General features: G+C 30.3%; 22 protein-coding genes. 4 read left to right on the forward strand and 18 right to left on the reverse strand.

Annotated features, from left to right (window positions below; all coding sequences use genetic code 11):
* Positions 1-5: 5 nt before the first annotated feature.
* Genes AS157_RS02050 through rlmN form a run of 7 tightly spaced genes read right to left on the reverse strand, consistent with a single transcriptional unit; the run spans position 6 to position 7271 of the window.
* Entirely contained in the window at positions 6-1529 is a 1524-nt protein-coding gene (locus tag AS157_RS02050) for a DNA repair protein RecN (protein WP_077289871.1), read from the reverse strand.
* On the reverse strand, positions 1526-1915 hold the full coding sequence (gene cdd, locus AS157_RS02055) for a cytidine deaminase (protein ID WP_077289870.1): 390 nt from the start codon (positions 1913-1915) through the stop codon (positions 1526-1528). The genes AS157_RS02050 and cdd overlap by 4 nt, the downstream gene beginning before the upstream one ends.
* Positions 1908-3200, reverse strand: a complete 1293-nt coding sequence (locus AS157_RS02060) for a hemolysin family protein (RefSeq protein WP_077289869.1) — start codon at positions 3198-3200, stop codon at positions 1908-1910. Before AS157_RS02060 ends, cdd begins: the two co-directional genes overlap by 8 nt.
* A 29-nt stretch (positions 3201-3229) precedes the next feature.
* The gene (locus AS157_RS02065; RefSeq protein WP_077289868.1) at positions 3230-4903 is read right to left on the reverse strand and encodes a YgiQ family radical SAM protein; all 1674 of its coding nucleotides are present in this window, start codon (positions 4901-4903) and stop codon (positions 3230-3232) included.
* Positions 4904-5770 (reverse strand): ribosome small subunit-dependent GTPase A, encoded by an 867-nt coding sequence (rsgA, locus tag AS157_RS02070; RefSeq protein ID WP_077289867.1) that lies wholly within the window; start codon positions 5768-5770, stop codon positions 4904-4906.
* Positions 5767-6198 carry a PASTA domain-containing protein gene (locus tag AS157_RS02075; protein ID WP_231450387.1) on the reverse strand — a complete coding sequence of 144 codons (432 nt, stop codon included), beginning with the start codon at positions 6196-6198 and terminating at the stop codon, positions 5767-5769. Before AS157_RS02075 ends, rsgA begins: the two co-directional genes overlap by 4 nt.
* A gap of 50 nt (positions 6199-6248) precedes the next feature.
* Positions 6249-7271 (reverse strand): dual-specificity RNA methyltransferase RlmN, encoded by a 1023-nt coding sequence (rlmN, locus tag AS157_RS02080; protein ID WP_077289865.1) that lies wholly within the window; start codon positions 7269-7271, stop codon positions 6249-6251.
* A 189-nt stretch (positions 7272-7460) separates the two neighbouring features.
* Between rlmN and AS157_RS02085 the strand changes: the two genes are divergently transcribed.
* Both AS157_RS02085 and AS157_RS02090 read left to right on the forward strand, forming a co-directional pair.
* Positions 7461-7946 carry a hypothetical protein gene (locus AS157_RS02085; RefSeq protein ID WP_077289864.1) on the forward strand — a complete coding sequence of 162 codons (486 nt, stop codon included), beginning with the start codon at positions 7461-7463 and terminating at the stop codon, positions 7944-7946.
* Positions 7947-7959: 13 nt separating this feature from the next.
* A complete protein-coding gene (locus AS157_RS02090; RefSeq protein WP_077289863.1) occupies positions 7960-9006 on the forward strand; it encodes a VWA domain-containing protein in 1047 nt (348 codons plus the stop codon).
* Positions 9007-10011: 1005 nt separating this feature from the next.
* Here AS157_RS02090 and fliD read toward each other — a convergent pair.
* The 11 genes from fliD to AS157_RS02145 are packed head-to-tail and all read right to left on the reverse strand — an operon-like array spanning position 10012 to position 20845.
* Entirely contained in the window at positions 10012-11787 is a 1776-nt protein-coding gene (gene fliD / locus AS157_RS02095) for a flagellar filament capping protein FliD (RefSeq protein WP_077289862.1), read from the reverse strand.
* A 12-nt stretch (positions 11788-11799) separates the two neighbouring features.
* Complete coding sequence (locus AS157_RS02100; protein ID WP_077287981.1) at positions 11800-12138, reverse strand: flagellar protein FlaG; 339 nt, start codon at positions 12136-12138, stop codon at positions 11800-11802.
* Positions 12139-12168: 30 nt separating this feature from the next.
* Entirely contained in the window at positions 12169-12549 is a 381-nt protein-coding gene (gene rbfA / locus AS157_RS02105; protein WP_077287980.1) for a 30S ribosome-binding factor RbfA, read from the reverse strand.
* Positions 12539-13396 carry an HDOD domain-containing protein gene (locus AS157_RS02110; protein WP_077198646.1) on the reverse strand — a complete coding sequence of 286 codons (858 nt, stop codon included), beginning with the start codon at positions 13394-13396 and terminating at the stop codon, positions 12539-12541. The genes rbfA and AS157_RS02110 overlap by 11 nt, the downstream gene beginning before the upstream one ends.
* A gap of 4 nt (positions 13397-13400) precedes the next feature.
* Positions 13401-14795 (reverse strand): sensor histidine kinase, encoded by a 1395-nt coding sequence (locus AS157_RS02115; RefSeq protein ID WP_077289861.1) that lies wholly within the window; start codon positions 14793-14795, stop codon positions 13401-13403.
* A gap of 11 nt (positions 14796-14806) precedes the next feature.
* Positions 14807-16438 (reverse strand): arginine--tRNA ligase, encoded by a 1632-nt coding sequence (gene argS / locus AS157_RS02120; RefSeq protein WP_077289860.1) that lies wholly within the window; start codon positions 16436-16438, stop codon positions 14807-14809.
* Positions 16435-17025, reverse strand: a complete 591-nt coding sequence (gene yihA, locus AS157_RS02125; protein ID WP_077289859.1) for a ribosome biogenesis GTP-binding protein YihA/YsxC — start codon at positions 17023-17025, stop codon at positions 16435-16437. The genes argS and yihA overlap by 4 nt, the downstream gene beginning before the upstream one ends.
* A complete protein-coding gene (gene lon / locus AS157_RS02130; RefSeq protein ID WP_077289858.1) occupies positions 17006-19378 on the reverse strand; it encodes an endopeptidase La in 2373 nt (790 codons plus the stop codon). Before lon ends, yihA begins: the two co-directional genes overlap by 20 nt.
* Positions 19359-19829, reverse strand: a complete 471-nt coding sequence (tsaE, locus tag AS157_RS02135; protein ID WP_077289857.1) for a tRNA (adenosine(37)-N6)-threonylcarbamoyltransferase complex ATPase subunit type 1 TsaE — start codon at positions 19827-19829, stop codon at positions 19359-19361. The genes lon and tsaE overlap by 20 nt, the downstream gene beginning before the upstream one ends.
* A gap of 4 nt (positions 19830-19833) precedes the next feature.
* Positions 19834-20037 (reverse strand): DUF2905 domain-containing protein, encoded by a 204-nt coding sequence (locus tag AS157_RS09695; protein ID WP_197023261.1) that lies wholly within the window; start codon positions 20035-20037, stop codon positions 19834-19836.
* Complete coding sequence (locus AS157_RS02145) at positions 19961-20845, reverse strand: PSP1 domain-containing protein (protein WP_077289855.1); 885 nt, start codon at positions 20843-20845, stop codon at positions 19961-19963. Before AS157_RS02145 ends, AS157_RS09695 begins: the two co-directional genes overlap by 77 nt.
* A 532-nt stretch (positions 20846-21377) precedes the next feature.
* Here AS157_RS02145 and AS157_RS02150 point away from each other — a divergent pair.
* Positions 21378-22106, forward strand: coding sequence for a sulfite exporter TauE/SafE family protein (locus tag AS157_RS02150; protein ID WP_143611775.1), 729 nt, complete (start codon positions 21378-21380; stop codon positions 22104-22106).
* 130 nt (positions 22107-22236) lie between these two features.
* Complete coding sequence (locus tag AS157_RS02155; protein WP_075666441.1) at positions 22237-22506, forward strand: cupin domain-containing protein; 270 nt, start codon at positions 22237-22239, stop codon at positions 22504-22506.
* The last annotated feature ends 8 nt before the right edge of the window (positions 22507-22514 follow it).

The following is a 22514-nucleotide window of genomic DNA, read 5'->3' on the forward strand; positions in this document are numbered from 1 at the left end:
GAACATCACTCCTCAATAAACTTTAAAACAGTATCGGAACCTAACATTCTTTTTATCTCTTGCGCTCTTTTTTCTTCATCCAATTCACAAATTTTCCCTCCGTTATCTGTTTTATTCACAACAAAGTGTTTATCAGCCTTAATTGCAATTTGTGGTAAGTGTGTCACTACAATTACTTGATAATTTTTAGAAACTTCTTTCAACTTCTCTGCAAGTTTATTCCCAGTAATACCACTAATTCCCGCATCAATTTCGTCAAAAATCAAAATTCCCTCTGAAACAACAGAAAGTTCCAAAGCAAGCATAAGCCTCGATAACTCTCCACCCGATGCTATACTCTTTACCGGTTTTAATTTTTCTCCCTTTATTGCATTACCAAGTAATTCTACTTTATCCATTCCAAAATAATTAAAATCTACGGCTTCAAATTGAAATTTCAATTCAAAAGACAAATTCAAATCTCTTGAATGTCTATAAAACCTTTCCAAAACTTTCTTTGCAGCATTTTTTCTACTTTCCGACAACAAACTTGCATATTTCCTCATTTTATTTAAAACTTGCTCAAGTTCATTATTTGAATTTTCTAAAATTTTAATTCTTTCTTTTAATTTTTTAGAATCTTTTATAAAGTTCTCATAATTATCTATTACATCTTCTATTGTAGGTCCATACTTTCTCTTTAAAAGGTTATAATCCCATATTCTTTCTTCCAGTTCCTTTATATCGTAGCTTTCTATTTCATCAATTTCTTTCTGCAAATCCAACTTTAAAGTTTCTATTATATCTAACGCGGTATTCAAAGATTCTTCATGTTTTTCACTCAACATCTTTTTTATTGCCCAGAGCTTTTCCGTAATTTCCTCACTTGAATTTAATATATAATTATACTTTTCAATAGTTTCTTGTGCTTTCAAAGCAATATCATATTCTCTCTTCAACTTCTCTTCTTCTTCTATTGAAGGACTGATCTTTTCAATTTCAATTATTTTTTCTTCTAATTCCGCCAAGTTTTCCCTTAAATCACTTAACGATTCTTCGGTTAATAATTTTCGAATTTTTTTATATCTTTCAAAATACTCTCTATATTTCTTCAAATCTTCAAAATTATCTGAAGTTTCATCTAGAAAATTTAAAATAAAATTTGGTTCTAAAATCTTTATATGTGAATTTTGCCTGTGCAAAGTTATAAATTCTGAGAGTAATTTACTTACAACCTTCTTTGGAAAAACTTTTCCATTAATTTTAAAAACAGTTCTATTCCCTTTCTTTGTTATAGAAAAAACATTCTCTCCGGAAAAAACGTCATATTCAGGATAATCTACAGGAATATCCATTACCATCTCTGCGTTATAACTATCCACTCTTCCATTAGAAATCCCCAACAAAATCCCAAATACATCTAATATTAAACTTTTTCCAACACCAGTCTCCCCAGTTATAACATTCAGTCCTGAATCAAAAAATATATCAATATCTCTAAAATACAAATAATCATGTAAATGCACGGAGACAATTTGTGCCCTGTTCATTTGTTCAAATGCTCCTTTTTAAAATAATCGGGTAACAATTCCCCCACAGTTGTTTCCTTTACTGCACCATTTTTTCCAACTAAAATAACTTTGAAGTCTCCAAATTCAGCCATAACCTGTCTACAAGCACCACATGGTGATATTGGATCTTCTGTATCTCCAACTACAACTAATGTATCAAATTCTTTTTCACCTTCACTTACAGCTTTAAAAATGGCTATACGCTCAGCGCAACACGTTAATCCATAAGAAGCGTTTTCCACATTTGAACCTGTAAAGACTTTACCAGTTTTTGTCAATAGTGCTGCTCCTACCTTAAAATTGGAATAAGGTGCATAAGCTCTTCTCATTGCATCTTTTGCCAATGCAATTAACTTATTACTCATTTTTTTCCACCACCTTTACTAAAACTTTTTCAATTCGGTTCTTAGATGCTGCAATAATCTTAAACGAAAAACCATCGATAAGAATTTCTTCACCAACCTTTGGAATTCTTTGAAGATGCTCTAATATATAACCGGCCAGTGTTTCGTAATCCGTTTCAGGAAAGTCAACGCCCAATTCCCTTTCCAAATCATTTATTGGCACTGTCGCATCAACTATATACGCCCCATTTTCAAGCCTTTTTATACCAATATTTTCATTTTGATCATATTCATCCATTATTTCACCAAAAATCTCTTCTAATATATCTTCCATTGTTACAAGACCTGCTGTTCCTCCGTACTCATCTACCACTATTGCCATATGTATTTTCTGTTCCTTAAAAATTTTCAAAAGTTCAGAAACTTTCATTGTTTCTGGAACAAACAAAGGTTCCCTCATAAGCTCTTTTGCCTTTACTTTGGTTGAAACATCCGTTCCTCTCTCACTAATAAAAACAAGAACATCCTTTGCATAACAAATTCCTACAATATTATCTATAGTTTCTTTATAAACAGGAATTCTTGAATATTCTTCTTCCTTTATAATCTCCATTACTTTATCCAATGTCTCAGATTCCTCAATTGCTATGATATCCACTCGGGGAATCATAATTTCTTTAACCATTGACTCTTCCATTTCCAAAGTCCTTTTTAACATAAAACTTTCCTCATGGCGTAAAGTTCCTTCTTCCATTCCAACTTCCACATACATTAAAATATCTTCAGTAGTAATAAATGGCGCTTCTTCTACCAATTTTCCACCAATTAACTTTATAACAAAATTTGAAATTCCCACTAACATTTTAATTATAGGAGAAAAAACTTTTGAAAGGAATAAAAGTACTTTAATCATCTTATTAAAAATTTTCTCATTGTTTTGTCGTGCGTATATCTTAGGAGTAATTTCACCAAAGATAAGTATAAAAAAGGTTAAGACTAAAGTACTTAAAAGTGCAGAAATACTACTCGGAAGTATATTTTCAAATAGACCAACAACCAACAAAGTTGCAACGGATGAAGCCAAAATATTTACCAAATTATTCATAATCAAAATAACGGTAAGTAACTTATTAAAAAGATGTAATTCATTTTCTTCCTCTTTCATATCACCTTTTCTCAAAGACTCTCTTAATTTCAATCTACTTACAGATGTTAAAGCTGTTTCTGAAGCCGAAAAAACAGACGACAAATACAACAAAAATATCAAAAATATAAATGACCAAAAATAACTTAAAGGATCTTCCATTCTATAACCCACCTCCACAAAAGATTATATCACATGTGAATAATATTTTTCTTCATCTGATTACGTTTACTCAATTTCCTTTCAACAAATATTTTTTCATTTGTATACGGATCAACACCAGTAAAATATATAGCCGTGCTTAAGGTACCAGGTGTAGGTGTAAAGATTTGAATTTGCTGAGGTTTATATCCCAATTTTTCTCTAATAAATCTTTTCAAATGACTATTTTCTTTAAAAGATTCTCCAGGATGACCAACAATAAAATAAGCAACTACATATTTTTTCTTGGAGTTACTTTCATATTTCCTTTTAAATTCCAAAAACTTATTAATATTCGGTTTTCTCATAATCTTTAAAACATTTTCATGAGAGTGTTCCGGTGCCAGCTTCAATTGCCCGGGGGTGAATTTTGGAAGCTCTCTAATAAAAATTTCACCGTATTTTTTATCTTCCAAAACCAAATCATGCCTTATTCCAGATGAAATAAAAACATTTTTCACTCCATCTACCTCTTTTATAGTATATAACAAATCCAACAATTTACTATGATCAACTAATGAGTTTTTACAAGGTTCTTTAAAAAGACAAAATCTATTACACTGTCCTTTTAAGGCACGAATATTACACTGAGCTCCATACATATTTGCTGTAGGACCACCAACATCAAAAATTGTTCCCCTAAAATTTTTCATTTTTCTTAAAATCTTCACCTCTTCCAAAATTGACTCTTTACTTCTAGAAATAACATGCGTTGTTTGATGCTGGGTTAGTGCGCAAAATGCACACATACCATAACAACCTCTAACAGTAGTAATGGAAAATCTAACTGTTTCAATAGCTTTGACCTTCCCATTCTTTAAATAAAAAGGATGAACTTCCCTTTCAAAAGGTAACAAATACAAATTATCAAATTCATTTCTATCTAAAGGAAACTGAGGTGGATTTTGCACAACATATCTATTGTCTTGCTTTTGAACAATTAAAATATCCCTATTTGGATCAGTTAAAAAACTAACCTTTTTAAATGCCTCATTATATTTCAATTTATCATTCAATATTTCCTCATAAGAGGGAATTTCAATTGCTTTTTCAACCCTTTTTGACGTCCACCAAACTACACCTCTGATATCATTACATTTACTTGTATCTCCATATTTTTGCAAACACTTTGCAATCTCCAAAATCGCTTTTTCGCCCATTCCGTATACCAAAAGATCCGCTTTTGCATCTAACAATATAGATTTTCTAAGTTTATCAGACCACCAGTCATAATGTGCAAATCTTCTTAAACTTGCTTCAATACCACCAATTACAATTGGCACACCCTTAAAAAATCTTCTAACTAAATTTGAATACACTATTACTGCCCTATCTGGTCTTTTATTGCCAAGTTTTTCTGGAGTATAATCATCTTTTTTTCTTTTCTTCATAGATGCCGTATAATTTGCAACCATTGAATCAACATTTCCGCCGGTTATTCCAAAAAATAAACGAGGTCTTCCCAACCTCGTTACATCTTTTCCATTTCTTACATCAGGTTGTCCAATAATCCCTACTTTAAATCCTTTTGAAACAAGATAATGCCCCAACAAAGAAACACCTATTGAGGGATGGTCAATATAAGCATCCCCTGTAATTAATATTATATCTAAATATTTCCACCCTAATTTTTCCATATCATATCTTGTAGTGGGTAAAAACATCTAATTTCCCTCCAAAAGCTCATGAAACATTTCAAAATAACTTTCATATCGTGACTTTGCAATTAATCCATCTTCAACCGCTCTTTTGATTCCACATTCTGGTTCGTGTATATGATTACAATCAGGATACAAACATAAAAAATTACTAAATTCCGGGAAATAATTTTTAAGTTCTTCACTTTCAACTTCACTAATATCTAAACTGGCAAATCCAGGTGTATCAGCAATCCATCCACCAAAATCAAATTTCAACAATTCAATAACAGTAGTTGTATGTTTACCTCTATCTAACTTTTTTGAAATTTCACCTACTTTTAACGATAAACCAGGATTAATAGCGTTTAATATACTACTCTTTCCTACTCCAGACATACCTGCCATAGTAGACACTTTATCTTTAAAGACTTCTACAAGCTTATCAATTCCCATTCTATTTTTAGCACTCACCAAAAAAACAGGATACATTTTACTATAAATACTTAAAAACACATCAATTTCCTCTCTACTTAACAAATCACATTTATTTAAAACGATGACAGCGGGTATTTTTACATTTTCTACCAAAACTAAATACCTATCCAATATTTTTAGAGGCACTTCAGGTCTTTTTAAAGAAGTAACAATCACTACTTGATCAATATTTGCAATCCTCGGACGTTTTAATTCGTTCTTCCTATTTAAAATGTTTTCTATAACCCCTTCATTACCTACTATATGGCGATATTCTACAAAATCACCAACTATTGGCCTAATTCCTTGTTCCTTAAATTTTCCCCTAAGCTTACAAATGAATACTTTCCCTGTTTCTATATCTTCAACCAACGCCATATTTGACATAAATTTTAATACCAAACCTTTTTTTCTCATTCCATACCTCCTGTTTCACCAAAATCAACTAATAATCTTATTTTGGAATTCTTAGAAATCTCACTTCCAAAACTTGGATAAGATGCCAATATCCTTCCATCTGGGCCGGGAAATTTTATTTTTACTATTTCAACATCAACTCCACGTTTTTTCAAAAAGCTTATACCTTCAAGATAAAAAACACCATACAAATTAGGTAATTTAAATTTTTCATCTCTCAATATTATTTTTATAGTTCTTCCCTTTTTTAACACACTAAACTTTGGAATAACATCAACAATTTGTCCTTTGTTAAAAAACTCCACCTTAAATCCAGAACTACTTAGATCTTTTTCTATATCTTCAATTTTTTTACCCTTCAATTCATCAATTGAAAACGTCAAGAAATTTGTTCTTTGGAAATAATAATTTATACCTATAAATGCCAACGCCCCAAAATATATTCCAAATAAAAATATTATCAAAGATTTTAAAAACCTTATTTTATATTCCTCCTTCTTAGTTGCCCACAAGCAGCATCTATATCTGTACCTTTTTCTTGCCTAATTTCACACTCTATACCATTTTTCTCTAATACCTCTTTAAACCTCTCAATTGCCCATTTGCTTGGTCTATGAAATTCAGGATTTACTGGATTAACCGGAATGAGATTGACAAATACGCTCAACCTTCTTAATAATTCTGCTAATTTAACAGCATCATCTGGATAATCATTAAACTCTCTTATTAAAATATACTCAATTGTAATTCTATTACCTGTGATTTCTTGATACTTTTTTAATGCATATATTAACTCTTCAACACTGTATTTTTTATTTAACGGAATTATCTGATCTCTTTTAAAATCTGTGGGAGCATGTAAAGATAATGCCAATTTCACATCTAAACCTGATTTTGCAAGTTCTACGATTTTTTCTGGAATTCCAACGGTAGAAATAGTAATTCTTCTAATCCCTATATTCAACATCTTTTTGTGATTTAATATTTTAATACTATCCAGCACATTTCCAAAATTTAATAGTGGTTCACCCATTCCCATATAAACTACATTTCCCACTTTAACTTTTCTATTCAATTCAATAGCCAAAATTTGACCTACAATTTCACCAACAGTTAAATTTCTCACAAAACCACTTTGTCCCGTTGCACAAAAACTACATTTTACCGGACATCCTACTTGCGTAGATATACAAGAAGTAACCCTACCTGCATGAAATAACGCAACAGACTCAATTGTGTTACCATCTTTTAATTTCCACAGAAACTTTGTAGTTTTATCAATTTTAGAAACCTGCATATCTAATAGTTCTGGAATATCTATTGTAAATCTTTCTGAAAGTATCCTTCGGTGTTCCTTAGAAAGATTTGTCATATCGTTAAAATCAAAAATTTTCTTCTTATAGATCCAATCCAAAACTTGATCCACCCTATATCTTTCTAAATTTATCTTTTTAAATTCTCCAACCAATTTATCATACTTAAAGTCCAAAATATTCTTCATATTATTCCCCTCCAAATTTTTTCTAATATTATTCTAACACAAATGTCCAAAAATTAATACTATACTTTGAAAAACAAAGAATTATTAATTTAACATAGTATTATCACACCAAACAACTTAATATAACCAATTAATGTTATATTATTTTTATATAGTAAAGTGATATGATATATTTAGGAGGTGATTAAAATGAAAAGAATAACATTATTGATACTTCTTTTCTTGTTTTCGAGTATTTATTTTTCCATGTTTTTAGGAGCAAGCATTGGAAAAGAAATGAGTGGAAAAAACCGATTTGTTTTAGGAGCAGAATTAGGTACTTACTCAAGCATTATAGGTTTTTCCTTAAACATTTACTATCCAATCTCAGGAACTAATTTGGATTTAGAAAACACCAATTTCTCAGAAATAAAATTAGTTGAATTTGATCCATACTTGCTTTTCAATCTAAAAATCTCTAGCACTTCTATTTACGTTGGAGTTGCACCAATTCTTATTGTAGAATTGCAAAACACAGAAATTGGACTTTATTCGCAAGAAATATTCCATGGAAAATTGGGATTAAAAACTGGAGCACCAATAACGCTATCACTCGAAGCAATTACTACATTTAATCTTCAATTTTTAAGCACCGGAATCTATACCCTAAATCTTGGTATAGGTTTTACATTCTAAAGGAGGGATAATTATGAAAAAAATTATACTTTTATCATTTATAGTCTTAATATTTATATTTGGATGTGTTAACATTCCAACGTTGCCCAAATTAATTCCAAAAGATCCAGAAGGAGCGCTTAAACCTTCAACAAGTTTGTACACTGATCTTACGTTATACCTTACAACTGATAAAACACCGTTTTTAGTACCAATTTCCGTTCCAGATTATGTAAGGTTAAAATTAAGTGTTCCCGATATTTCAAATCTTTCTGATAGCGAAATAAAAGTCTTCGAAGACAATAAAGCTCAAGGATTTCTTTTATTTAAAGAAGCTGAAAAAAGAACACAAATTGATATAATGATTGTATTAGACACAACAGGAAGCATGTATAATGCAATTGAAGGGGTTAAAAACAGTATTCAAAATTTAATTATCACTCTAGAAGCAAGTGGCTTAGATGCAAGAATAGGAATTGTTCCATTTGATGATGCTGCACCTTCTAAAAATATAACGGTATCACCCACCTGGTTGGATCTTTCAGATGCAAGTAGCGCTAAAAATTTTGTTGCTGGTTTATCTGCACTCGGTGGAGGAGATTCCCCTGAAAATCCATATGCAGGTATCATGTACGCATTTAATAATGCATCTTGGAGAACTTCTTCACAAAAAATTATGATACTCATTACAGATGCATCTGCACATTATAAATCAGAATTATATCCTGGAGATGCCGAAGGTGAAACTTTATACGATAAAAGTGAAGTAATTAGCGCTATAACAGGATACGTAACAATATATGGTGCTTTTGTACCATCATATTACTACAATATCACTGATACTGATTTTAGCAATCCTGAAGATCCAAGAGAAATTATAGAAAAAACAGGAGGAATTGTAAATTATACTAATTCATCTGGCAATGTTGATTTGACAAATATAGGTCTTTTAGAATACATTTCTTCAAGTTGGATAATTGCATTTGAAAGCGACTCTCCAAATGCAACGCACACAATAGAAGTATTTATAGATCATGAAAGCCTAAAAGGTTACAAAAAACTTGAAAATGTAAGTTATTAAAGAAATCTTTGGCTTGCAGTGAACCTCAAAAATGAAACAATAAAAAGGCACCCCCTAAGTGGTAAAATAAAACCAACAGGGGGTGTTTTAGGTAAATAAAGGTCAGAAAAAGAAAATATGCCATTTGATGAAAGTCCAGCTAGAGCAGTTTCTAAAACACTCAAAATTTATAAAGAACTTGTCTTTGAAACTTTATAAATATGGAGTATTTGCTCATTTTAAAGAAAAAACATATTAGACAATTTTAATCTTGCAGTAACGCGTGATGAAAAAGTGACCACTATAAGTTCAATTAAAGAATGGGGAAAGCTTTTATAAGGCTTGTTTTTAAGTATATATCACTACACAACGGAAAATTTTGGCCGGTTTGAAAAAATTTATAAAAGAAATCTAGATACATTTCTCGTGAGTAATGGAAACAATATTTCTGGCAATGAGAAAACAAGAATAGCACTTGCAAAATTATTACTCAAAAATAGTTGAATATAATTTTTTAGAAAGGGTATAGAGTAAATACAATTGTTTGAGGTTCATAACTTTGAAATAAATCTTTATAGAAAAGAGACTGATTCATTTTGAAAATACAAAAAGAGATTATATTTTAACGATTTTATCCTTAGTTTTATGTTCCACTACTTAATTTCAATAATATTTTATCTCTTTGTTATATACCGCGGAATAGTATTAAGTGACCCCGGAGTATTATGTGCACTTTTGAATTTATTTACATTAATAAGATATCAATTATTTATATTAATGGGTGTATGAGACATTGTTCGTACAGGAATTACTGCCAAAAGGCAAAGCTTGAAGAAATTAAATAGGAAAATAACTATTCAAGAACACAAAAAAAGAGAAATACTCTTTTGACTATGCTCAAGAGATACAAAAAAGACTAAATAACATGGCTTTGGTATTTTACCAAAGCCATGCATTCAAAAGAATTAATAAATTAATTTTTTTGTTTGCCACACACCAAAAAGCAAGCCTATTTCACCTGCTTTTTCATCTTTTTGAAAGTGCCTGTGCAATATACATACCTTGAGAATTTAATTTTGCAAGCGCTTCTTCCATTGCAGAAAATTTCGCCCACAAATCTTGTTCCTTTTTCTGCAAAATTTCAATCCAATTTGCCATTTCTTTTGCAAGGACTCTCTTTTCTCTCCCTAACCTTCCACTTACTCCTGCAACTTGATCTATTTCTCCATTGAATTTTGTTAAATCATAAAGATAATCTTTCACTTGACTTGCAAAACTTGTTTCAGAACCTCCAAAAAATTTCCAAACAGAATCTACACCATTTTTCGAAATATACTCTTTTAATTTATCTTCATCTAATTCAATATGACCTTTCATCGTATTTTCAAAACCTATACCGCTATCTCCTGAAGTTATTCCAAGTTCCCATAAATAATTACCATTGTACGAATCATATAAAAATCCTCTCATTTTGTCAAAAATTCTTCTTAAATATTGATCATTTTTTAAATAACCTTGTATCTTTTCTTCTTCAGACATTTCACTTTCATCTTTACCTTTAACCTTATCTTCAGTTAATTTAGTGTATAGATAATCGGTCATTTCATTCCATTTATCGACAAATTCTTTAACTTTTTCCACTATAGCATCAGTATCAGTATTAACACTTATAGTTACATTTCCTAAATTGTATGCAGTAAATTCTAAACCATTGTAAGTAAACGTATTATTATCAGAATAAAGATCATAAGTTAGACCAGAATCAGTTGTTAACGTTGCATGGGCTACATCTCCCAATGTAAATGTCCCAGTATCAAGTCCAAGCCCAGAAGGTGCTCCAGATATATTTATAATAACATCACCCATTTCATTTGCTATTATAACTATTTTGTTATTATTCTCATCATACGATGCTGTAACATCACTAACATTATTGTTAATTCTTGAAATTAGATCAAAAATTGTGTCAGTATCTGAATAAGAGATTGAAACATCATTTATTGTAAAAGTTCCACTTCCAGATATTCCTAAATCTGCTAAAGTTTTGCTTGTTGAATATGCACCAATATCTCCCGAACTTTGCAACGTATAAGTTCCTGAATTGTTTATCAAATTTGCATCATCTAACCTAAAAATACTTAAAAAATTACCACTTGATTGTGAAATTGAAAAAATATCAGAAGATTGTATCACCAATTTATTTTCTACATCATCAAAAGTAACGGTGGCAGAAGCACCCGCAGTTGTAAAAGCACTTGAAATTTTATTTACAATATCATTAATCGTATCCGTTGAAGATATACTAATATTTACATCTGTATTATTAACAGTTAAAACTAATGTCGAATCTTGTGGTGCATATTTATGGTTCAAACTAGAATATGTATCTGTAGAAGTTATATCGACACCAACTCTTCCACCATTATAAATGCTTCTTGAAGCCAATTTATCGACAGAAATCGAATAATTACCATCCAAAACAGTAGCACTAGCATTAGCAGTTAAAACCGTTGCATCAGAAACCGTTGCACTCTTTGGAATTAGATTAGATTGTAACTTAAAATCTGTTAAATAATTCATAAAATCTCGCAATTTATCAGAAACGTTATTATATGCTTTCTGTTGATAATCTAAAATCTTAAACTTCTCATTAAGCCTATTTAAAGGCCGGGATTCTACTTCCATTATTTTATCAATTATAGAAGCTGTATCTAACCCAGAAGATAAACCACCAAATTGAAACATTGGAGCATTGGAGGTATATCTATAGTTGATATTCTGAGCAATAGAGCTATAATCCATAATATTACCTCCTTAAGCTCTTTCATCAAATATAACACCAATCAATTCTTCAAGATTCTTTGCAAGTCTCAATGCAACCTCGGGAGGAATTTGTCTAATAATTTCTCCTGTATCCTTATCTTTTATTTTTACAACTATCATCCCTGTATCCTTGTCAATATTAAATTCCGCTTCACCTCTAAAAATTTTCTTTAATTTTTCTAAATTTTCTTTAAACTCTTTCGCAACGACATTCAAATCAACATTTCTATTTTGTTGATCTATCTCTTTTTTTTGATCTAAATTTGGATTTTTTAGGTTATTTTCAAAAATTTCTATTTTGCCATTACTCACCCCTTTAACACCATCCATGGTTATCCCTCCTAAAAAAAGCTACCTATATTAATTATCGGAAGTATTTTCATTATTTTTAGATGAAATTTCATCTAAAAGTTTATTTATTTTTACACTTTCTTCTATACCTATATCTTCCTTAAATCTAAGCTCTGGTGTAGTATAGATTCTTAGATTTTTTGCAATATATTTTCTAAAGAAACCTTTATACTTTACCAAAAGCTCAACTGCCTTTTTTCTATCTTCTGCATTACCAATATAACTTACATAAACATCTGCATATTTTTTATCTTTTGAAATAATAACCCTTGAAATTACTATGTAACTTCTTATTGCATCAAACTCCGGAACCTTAATTTTTCGTAACCCTTCAGAAATAAGTTCTCTTATACGATTTTCTATTTTCATATTTCTATACTCAGGATTCATTTTCTTCTCCTCCTTCTAAAAGAGCTTTCGCTTTTGCCAAAGCGTTTCTTATTTTAATTGAGATATCAATCAAATCCGACGGTTTTATACCTAAAACTTTAAACGTTTTGGCAGATAATGTAGGTTCACAATATGAACCAGAATATCCGTTGTACATCAAATTCGAAAAATAATTTGCAAGATGCACAATGTATAAAATCGTATCAAAAGCTTCTTGATCGTTATTTTCTGGTTCATCATGGTAAAGAGAAACTATTTGAAACAATTCCGGAAGTTTCCATTGTTCAATTAAAAATGCCCCAAGTTCACCATGAGTCTCTTCACCTAACTTCTTTTCCAAAGTGTAAAAACACACCTTATTAGACTTTGATTTTTCAACCAAACTAGTAATATACTTTGGAAATGCAATATCTAATACAATTTTCCCAATATCATGCAAAAGCCCCGCCATAAATGCTTCTTCCTGTTCAGGATAACCGATAATTTTTGAAACCACCTCTGAAATTATAGCAGTTGACATAAAATGTTGCCAAAGTTTCTTCTTATCAACATTTGAAGCCCCTTTATTTAAAGAAGAATACGTAAAAATCGATAATGCCAAATTTCTTACAGTTTTAAATCCTAAAATCATTACAGCTTCACTTATCTTTGTTATTTTTCTCGGAAGCCCATAATACGCAGAATTTACCAATTTTAAAACCTTTAGAGATAATGAAGCATCCATTGAAATAGCCTTTTCAAGATCTTTTATAGACGAATCCGGATTAGATGCTATATTTATTATCTGCTGAACTTGAAAATCTGGCGTTGGAATTTCCTCTATTTCTTTTATAAATTTTACCAACATTTACTCACTTCCCTAATGGAATTCTCACTATAAATCTTGTCCCCTTCTTTACTTCAGATTCTACATCAATATTTCCTCCGTGCAATCTTACAATTTCTTTTACAATTGCAAGGCCTAACCCGGTACCAGAAACTTCATAAGTTAAACTTCTATCCCCTTTGTAAAACTTCTCAAAAATTTTATTTTTCTCTTCTTCAGAAATTCCTATACCGTTATCCTCCACTTCAATAATTAATTCATTGTCTTCATTTTTTATGTTAACCTTCGCAAATCTTTCATCTTTCTCTTTATCGTTGAACTTTATCGCATTATCGAGTAAATTGTACACCACCTGAAAAATTCTTTTTCTATCCGCAAATATAGTAACTTCACTACAACTATGTTCTAATTTTACCCCAAATTTTTCCGCAAATGGAGATACTTTCTCCAAAACACTTTGTAAAACCTCACAAATATTAAACTCACTATATTCTAACTCCATTGTACCTGATTCTATTAATGTAAAGTCCAACAAGTCATTTAATAGAGCTTCTAGTCTCTCGCTTTGTTCGTATATAATAGAAAGGAATTCTCTTTGACTTTCAGGATCAACCTCCATATTCAATAAGGTCTCGGTATACGCCTTTACAGCAGATAGAGGAGTTCGAAGCTCGTGAGAAATATTTGCAACAAATTCCGTCTTCATCTTATCTAATTGTTTTAGTTTTTCCAATTCCATTTCATATGTAACATTGTTGAAAGTGATAATATACTTGGTACTACCTAAAAAATCAAATTTTGTTTTTACAATAGTAAAATAATTTTCACCAAATTCCTTAGAATGTATATTTGCATCATCTAAAATTAAAAAATTAAAATAATCCTTTATATCATACTTCTCTATTATTTCTTTACCAAACTTGTTTGAAAACTCTAGTTCACCTTTTTCATCCAAAACAAAAATACCTTCGCTAATAGAATTTAAAACCTCAAACATAAACTTTTCAGAATTCTTTATTTTTTCAATTAATACCAAATTTTCTAAAGTAATTCCCGTTAAAAAAGAAAAAATTTGTAAAAAAACCATTAATTCGTTATTAGGTTCTTTATTAGTTCTTACAATTATACTTCCCAACATTTTCCCTTGTTTAACTATGGGAATTATTCCAATAAATTCATCTGATTCCAAAAAAAACGAAGGCAATAATCTTTCTTCAATCCAGGCCATATAATCAGAATATTTTGAAATATCAAACACTTCTGGATCAAAAAAAACCACTTTATTTTGCTTTAAAACCAAAGCACCGTTATACTTTAACATTGCCTTTAATGATTTTAAAAGTGTTCTGTAAACTTCTTCCTCAGTTTTTGCTTTACCTATTTCATGAATAAAACTAGAAAATAACGTATCAATATTCAAATTCTCACCTTCTACATTCTTTCTGGTGCTTTAACTCCCAAAAGATTGAACACTATCTCATAAACATTTTTAATAACACTCAATAAACCTAATCTTGCCAAACTTAGAGAAATATTTGTTTCATCAACTATTTTATATTTTGAATAATAACTGTGGAATTTTTCGGAAACTAAATAAATATAATTTGTTAAAAAGTGAGGTGATAATTTTTCTTCAACTTGTTTAAGGGAATTAACAAATTCATCCAACAATTTAATTATACTCATTTCTTCCGGATTTTCCAAAAGTTCTATATTATCCAAATAATCGCCTTTTATCCCTTTTTCAGAGGCTTTCTCAAAAATGCTATTTATCCTCGCATATGCATATTGTACATAATACACAGGATTTTCATTAGTTTTAGACTTTGCAAGTTCTAAATCGAAAACTAAATGTGTATTTACATCATTCATAACAAAGAAATATCTTGTGGCATCTTTTCCTGCTTCATCTAAAAGTTCTTCCAAAGTTACAAAATTACCTGCCCTCGTACTCATTTTTACAACTTCTTTTCCACGTTTTAAAGTAACAAATTGATGGAGTATGAAATTTAAAAATTCATCAGAAATATCAAGAGCGCTCATAGCAGCTTTCATTCTAGGAATATGCCCATGATGGTCGCTGCCAAAAATATCATAAACTTTGTTATATTCTCTTTCAAATTTATATAAATGATACGCAATATCCGTCAAAAAATAAGTATAAGTACCATCACTCCTAATTAAAACTTTATCATCTTCGTTGAGAAACTTTGACACTTTAAACCAAAGCGCGTTATCCTTTTCATATACTAAATTTTTCACTTTAAAAATTTCCAATACCCTGTCAACATATCCTTTTTCTATTACAAAACTTTCCCTTATTTTACTATCAAATTTACAACCTATTTTGTTAAGTGTCCTTTCCATACTATCTAATATACTAGATACGGCTTCCTCCATGAAAAACTTCTCCACTTTCTCATCCCATTTATCTACAAACTTATTTCCTTCCCTTTCACTCAAACTTCTTGCGATATTTATTAAATACGTACCTTTATAACCATCCTCAGGTAAATCATATTCTTTTCCGAATAACTCATTGTACCTCACCCATAAAGAACGCGCCAAAAGTCTTATTTGTCTTCCTGCATCGTTTAAATACATTTCTTTTTCAACATCATACCCCAAAAACCTCAAAACATTACCTAGAACATCACCTATCACTAGCTGTCTTCCGTGTCCTACTGTAAAAGGACCTGTAGGATTTGCACTACCATATTCCAGCTGTACTTTCAATTGTTTCGGTTTTGGTCTCCAATAATTTGCACCCTTTTTTAACATTTCTTCCAAAATACTGATATAAAATGCCTTTGAAATTCTAAAATTTATAAAACCCGGCCCAGCAATATTAACTTCTAAGAATAAAGGGTCACTTTCCAATTTTGCAACGAATATCTTTGCTATCTCAAGAGGAGGTTTCCTGAAATACTTAGCTCCAATTAAAGCTACATTCGTCGAAAAATCCCCAAATCGTTCATCTGGAATTTCTATGTTATAAGAATAATCAAAACCCTCTTCCAAAAGTATACTTTTTATTCTTTCATCAATTATATCTCGTATCAAACCTTTGCACCTCCAAGATCCTCAACTAATTTTAAAATTTCCGATATACCTTCTTTAGTCACAGCTGAATAAGGTATAACAATATAGTTTTCACCAAATAAATTTCTGTAATACCTAATCATTTTAGATTTTTCAGACATCTTTAACTTGTCTATTTTAGTTAAAACAATGGAAAAAGGTAAATCCATTTCTTTTAACCAATCAATCATCATTTCATCGTTTTTTTGCAATTCATGTCTTCCATCAACAAGCAAAAAAATCATCTTTATATTCCAAAATCTACTTTCAAAATAAAATTCTATTATTTTCTTCCACCTAAGCCTTTCTTTTTCAGAAACTTTGGCAAAACCATAACCAGGTAAATCTACAAAATAAAGTAAATCATTTATTTTATAGAAATTAACAGAAGCAGTTTTCCCTGGCTTTTTACTTGTCTTTGCAATGTTTCTCTCTGTTAATGTATTCAATAATGTTGACTTTCCAACATTCGATCTTCCAACAAAAACAAACTCACCATTTAACGGCTCAGGATATCTTTCTTTTTTACTATATATAGTTTTTACCAATTCAACACTCTTTATCTTCACAAATCAATGCCTCCCTTAACACTTCGTCAATTGTATTTACGAAAACAAATTTGATATCTTTTCTAACTTCTTCTGGTATTTTTTCAATATCATATCTATTTTGATATGGTAAAATAATTTTCTTTATTCCCTTTCTATACGCAGCTAAAACTTTTTCCTTTATTCCCCCAACGGGCAAAACTCTTCCCCTCAATGTTATTTCACCTGTCATTGCAATATTGTTATCAACAGGAACTTTCTTAACAGATGAAAACAAACTAGTTACCAAAGTAACACCTGCGCTTGGTCCATCTTTTGGCACTGCACCTTCTGGGACATGGATATGTACATCATTCTTTTCAAAAAATTCTGTAAACTTCTCCCCACAAAGCTTTTTTACTAAACTAAAGGCAATTTGTGCAGATTCTTTCATCACTTCTCCCAATTTACCCGTTAATATTAATCTTCCCTTTCCCGGAAATAATATGCTTTCTATAAACAAAGTCGTCCCGCCATATGCCGTCCAAGCAAGTCCAGTTGATACACCAATTGTTGGTTTTTTTAATCTGTTTTCTTCTTTTATCCTTGGAGCCCCAAGGTAATCCTTTACTTTTTTGGTAGTTATGATTACTTTTTCTTTCCCTTCCACAATTTCCAAAATAGATTTTCTAACAATAGTTCTCAACTTTCGTTCAAGTTCCCTAACTCCTGGTTCAAGCGTATATTCTAAAATAATTTGCTTAATTGAATCATTCCTAAATATTATCTTTTTTCTTTCAAAATTTAACTCATTGAATATTTTAGGGAGAATATAATCTTTTGCTATATGAAATTTTTCAACGTTAGTATAACTTGGAATTTCAATAATTTCCATTCTATCCTTTAGTGGTTCTGGTATGTTGTACAAAGTATTTGCTGTAGTAATGAATAAAACCTCTGACAAATCAAAAGGTAACTCCAGATACAGATCAACAAAATCTTTATTCTGCTCTGGATCCAAGACCTCAAGCAATGCAGATGCAGGATCACCTTGAAAACTTATTCCCATTTTATCAATTTCATCTAATAACAATACCGGATTTTTAACACCTGCTTTTCTAATAAGTTGAATAATTCTTCCAGGTAATGCCCCAACATAAGTCCGTCTGTGGCCTCTAATTTCTGCTTCATCTCTTAAACCTCCTAAAGACATCCTCAAAAATTTCCTTCCCAAAGCCTCTGCAATAGAACGTCCCAAAGAAGTTTTCCCCACACCTGGCGGCCCAACAAAACAAATAATAGGCGCTTTCATCGACTTTGAAACACTACGTGTAGCCAAAAATTCCAAAATTCTTTGCTTGGGTTCTTCAAGACCAAAATGATGCTTTTCCAAAACATTTTTAGCAATTTTCAAATCAGATAATTCCTCTGTTTTTTTATTCCAAGGTAAATTTAAAATCCAATCTAAATAATTCCTTATAACATTTGCCTCAGGTGAATAGGGAGACATCTTTTCAAGTCTTTTCAATTCAAATCTTGCTTTTTCTTTAACATAATCCGGCAAATCATCATTTTCTATTTTTTCTTCTAATTCCCTAATTTCAGCATCTTCTTCTCCACCAAGCTCTTCTCTAATAACCCTTAGTTTTTCTCTTAAAAAGTATTCTTTTTGCGATTTTTCAATTCTTTTCTTTACCTTTTGATCTAATTGGTGTTCTATTTCAAGTAATTCCGTTTCTTTAGATATTAATTCCAAAATTTTCTCTAAACGTCTTGCAGGATGTAATATTTCAAGTAATTCTTGCTTTTCTTCTAAACTTCCAGGGCAAATTGATGCAGCTAAATCTGCAAATACATCGGGATCTTCCATATCCTCCAAAAACATTAAAGCTTCTGTGGGGAACTTTCTAGAATATTGTATGTATTTTTGCATTTCATCTCTCACAACTCTCATTAAAGCAATTAATTTTTTTGTCTTCCGATATTTTGATTTTAAAAGCTTTATCTTAAATTTAAAGTATTTTTTTTCAATTGATTTAATCCATTCCGCCCGCGAAATTCCCTCTACCAAAACCTTAAAAGTTCCATCTGGAAGTTTACCAATTTGCATTATTTTTACAACTGTTCCAATTTTAAATAAATCAATCTCTTTGGGTTCTTCAATCTTTGGGTCTTTCTGATTAACTACAAACAACAATTGGTTGTAATTTTCCATTGAATCCTCTAAAGCATATAACGACTTTTCACGCCCTACATAAAATGGTACAACAGTGTTTGGATATACAACAACATTACTTCTCATTGCAATGACGGGTAACTCTCCCGGAATTTCTATTTCTTCCTCGTTTAATTTTGCAACCTTTTGTTCTAACTTCTCAAACTTTTTCTCTTTCATTCATCCACCTCCTTAGACTAATAGTTAGTTTCTCCAAGTCAGTAAAAAATTCAAGATCTCTTGTCTTTTCATCCCTGTGATAAAAGTTTATTTTAAGCCCTTCTTCAGTAAAATAATCCTTAAATAAATCACTCCATTCTATTATAAAAATTCCTTCTTTATCTTCAAAATTCTCTTCTAAAACGTAAAAAACTTCGTCAAAATCAGATATTCTATAGAGATCCACATGATAAATCGTTCTTTTTCCTTCATAAACGTTAATTATAGAAAACGTAGGACTACTTACTTGTAACAAATCCACTCCAAGATAGTAACATAAATACTTCGTAAAAGTGGTTTTTCCTGAACCCAAATCTCCATTTAGATATATAAAATTTAAATCATCAATATTTTCGGAAATTATTTTAGTTAAACTTTTTAAATCCTCTAATGATACATTTTTTATCTTCACAATATCACCTTTTAAAGATAAGATTTAACATAAGAGTCAGCACTAAACTAAATAAAATCATAGAAGTTATAGGAATAATTATCACAAAATTACCTTTCTTTATAACAATATCTCCAGGTAATGGAAATATTTTAATTTTCTCTAAAATCATTGTTATTATCCCAATTATTATCAGAAGAATTCCCATCCAAATTAGTACTTTCCACATCTTTATCACCTCTAAAATATTCAAAAGGCAAAGCGACAGTTTCTCCATCCCTTGTATATATAGTCACCCTCGATAAAAATACATTAACCGTTATTACTTTTGCATCTTTCCCTTCATACTTAATAGTACTTCCTTCATCTGGTATATTTTTCAATGCATCGATATAAAAATCATATTCGAATTTCAAACAACATAGCAATCTACCACAAGGACCTGTTATTTTGGCAGTATTAATCATCATTTGTTGTCTTTTGGCATGTTTTAACGTAATACTATCAAAATTCCTCAACCAGTACGTACAGCAAGCTTTTTTTCCACATAATCCAAGCCCTTTAACAAATTTCATTTCATCTCTCGCACCTACTTGCCTCAACTCAATTCTCGTCTTAAACTCTTTTGCAATATCCTTTACAAGTTCTCTAAAGTCTACCCTATTTTTTGAGCTAAAATAAATAACCAATCTTGAATCATCCAGCATCAATCTTGCATCAAGTATTTTCATATTTAATCCATGCTTTTTTACCAATTTCTTAGTAACATTAATAGCTTCATCGGCAATTTTTCTGTTTTCCTCTATTTTTACCAAATCTTCAGAAGTTGCCTTTCTAAATATTGGTTTTAAGTCGTATCCTATTTCATCTATACTCATTTGCCTTTTTCCAATTCGTACAATTCCATAATCTAAACCAAATTCACTCATCACAACTACTTTGTCACCAAGCTTTATATCTTCCCCATTATCTGTATAATAAATTATCGGACCAATAGGCATCAATTCCACACCATATACTTCTGCAACTAATCCCATATTTATTCCTCCTTTTTTTCTCTCAAATAATTATACCATGAAATAAAATATGAAGAATTCAAAAAATATTTTGTATTACAAACAAAATATCGTATAATTACCTTAAAGTTGATACAGGTTTAGAAAAAAGAAATGAAAAACAATAAAAGTGAAATAATATATTACTTTCCAAAAAGAATTTAGTGTTATCAATAATCATATTTTTGGTCGTTCTTTAGACGATAAATTTAAAGGGTTTGTTCTTGAAAAAGTCATTTTCCAAATTTTAACTATCAAACTTTCAACAGTACAAGAAAAAGAGTAATTGACAACAACTTTAAATATTGGTTATATTACCCCCAATAGATCAAACATGAAAAAAGAACAATAATCAGATCTTTCGACAATTCAGGCACTGATTTGTTAATTTTGAATCCAAAAAAATTATACAAAACACATTACTTCTATTCAATCTGCATCACTTGGATTTGAAAAGAATAAAAGCAGTTTTTTGAAGAATTTTATTAGTGGATCTATCAAAGGAGGGATTATAATGCTGTATATACTACTTTTTTCGTCGGGTATTGGTGCAGGTTTTGTAAATATTCTTGCAGGTGGTGGTTCTATGCTAACACTACCTATCCTTACACTTCTTGGGCTAGATATTTCAGTAGCTAATGGTACAAATAGAATAGGCATACTTTTGCAGAATATAATTGCAACTACAAATTTTAAGAAAAACAAGGCCTTTTCAGTTAAAGAAGGTTTGTTACTTTCCATTCCAACTACAATAGGTGCTATCTTTGGAACTTTCACCGTGTTAAATATAGATAAACACATTCTAGAAAAAATAATTGGAATTATTTTTTTTATAATGAGTGTCTTTATCTTATACAAACCAAAAGTTTGGGAAGAAGGAAAAAAAGTTAAAAAAAACTATCTTTTAAGTTTTTTAATCTTTCTAATAATAGGCTTTTATGGTGGATTTATACAAGCAGGTGTTGGTTTTTTTCTAATTACAAGTCTAATTTTCATAGAAGGGAATAATATTAAAAAAGCAAATGCTTTAAAAGTATTTATAGTCTTATGTTATACTTCTTTCTCATTTCTCATATTTTTACTAAATGGAAAGATAGATATATTAAAGGGCACAATTCTAGCATTTGGAACAATGATTGGTGCAAAGCTTGGAACAACTACTGCACTAAAAAGTAGTACAAAATTTGTAAGGTTAATAGTATTTGTAATGATAGTAATTTCATCAATAAGATATCTACTTTAAAATAAAGCTCCACATGGTAATGACTTAAATTTTATCGTCTCCTATTTTATTTTTTAACACTTTCATTTTTATTCATTTTTGTCAAGAAAATTAGGCTACATATGATATAATATTTTCGGAGGTGAGATAGATGGAAGTAAAAATAAAAAGGCCTTCCAAAAAAGAATTAGAAGAGTTAAATGTTTTCCAATGGCCTATTTGGACAAAGGAGATTTCTGAATTTGATTGGTACTATGATGAAACAGAAATTTGTTATTTTTTAGAAGGGGAAGTTGAAGTTGAAACAAAAGATGGCAAAGTTTACAAAATTGGAAAAGGTGATCTCGTTGAATTTCCAAAGGGATTATCTTGCATCTGGAGAGTAAAAGTTCCAGTAAAAAAACATTATAATTTCAAATAAAAATTCAA

It is taken from the genome of Thermosipho sp. 1244, from assembly GCF_018588215.1.
Classification (GTDB): Bacteria; Thermotogota; Thermotogae; order Thermotogales; family Fervidobacteriaceae; genus Thermosipho; species Thermosipho affectus.

Bases quoted from the DNA above. Each gene is read 5' to 3' on its own strand.
- AS157_RS02085 (WP_077289864.1), top strand. From the start codon at position 7,461: ATGAAAAGAATAACATTATTGATACTTCTTTTCTTGTTTTCGAGTATT.
- fliD (WP_077289862.1), bottom strand. From the start codon at position 11,787: ATGGATTATAGCTCTATTGCTCAGAATATCAACTATAGATATACCTCC.
- AS157_RS09695 (WP_197023261.1), bottom strand. From the start codon at position 20,037: ATGTGGAAAGTACTAATTTGGATGGGAATTCTTCTGATAATAATTGGG.
- lon (WP_077289858.1), bottom strand. From the start codon at position 19,378: ATGAAAGAGAAAAAGTTTGAGAAGTTAGAACAAAAGGTTGCAAAATTA.
- rbfA (WP_077287980.1), bottom strand. From the start codon at position 12,549: ATGAATCCTGAGTATAGAAATATGAAAATAGAAAATCGTATAAGAGAA.
- AS157_RS02060 (WP_077289869.1), bottom strand. From the start codon at position 3,200: ATGGAAGATCCTTTAAGTTATTTTTGGTCATTTATATTTTTGATATTT.
- rsgA (WP_077289867.1), bottom strand. From the start codon at position 5,770: ATGAGAAAAAAAGGTTTGGTATTAAAATTTATGTCAAATATGGCGTTG.
- AS157_RS02150 (WP_143611775.1), top strand. From the start codon at position 21,378: ATGCTGTATATACTACTTTTTTCGTCGGGTATTGGTGCAGGTTTTGTA.
- AS157_RS02065 (WP_077289868.1), bottom strand. From the start codon at position 4,903: ATGTTTTTACCCACTACAAGATATGATATGGAAAAATTAGGGTGGAAA.
- AS157_RS02145 (WP_077289855.1), bottom strand. From the start codon at position 20,845: ATGGGATTAGTTGCAGAAGTATATGGTGTGGAATTGATGCCTATTGGT.
- AS157_RS02050 (WP_077289871.1), bottom strand. From the start codon at position 1,529: ATGAACAGGGCACAAATTGTCTCCGTGCATTTACATGATTATTTGTAT.
- AS157_RS02110 (WP_077198646.1), bottom strand. From the start codon at position 13,396: ATGTTGGTAAAATTTATAAAAGAAATAGAGGAAATTCCAACGCCAGAT.
- AS157_RS02100 (WP_077287981.1), bottom strand. From the start codon at position 12,138: ATGGATGGTGTTAAAGGGGTGAGTAATGGCAAAATAGAAATTTTTGAA.
- cdd (WP_077289870.1), bottom strand. From the start codon at position 1,915: ATGAGTAATAAGTTAATTGCATTGGCAAAAGATGCAATGAGAAGAGCT.
- AS157_RS02155 (WP_075666441.1), top strand. From the start codon at position 22,237: ATGGAAGTAAAAATAAAAAGGCCTTCCAAAAAAGAATTAGAAGAGTTA.
- AS157_RS02090 (WP_077289863.1), top strand. From the start codon at position 7,960: ATGAAAAAAATTATACTTTTATCATTTATAGTCTTAATATTTATATTT.
- rlmN (WP_077289865.1), bottom strand. From the start codon at position 7,271: ATGAAGAATATTTTGGACTTTAAGTATGATAAATTGGTTGGAGAATTT.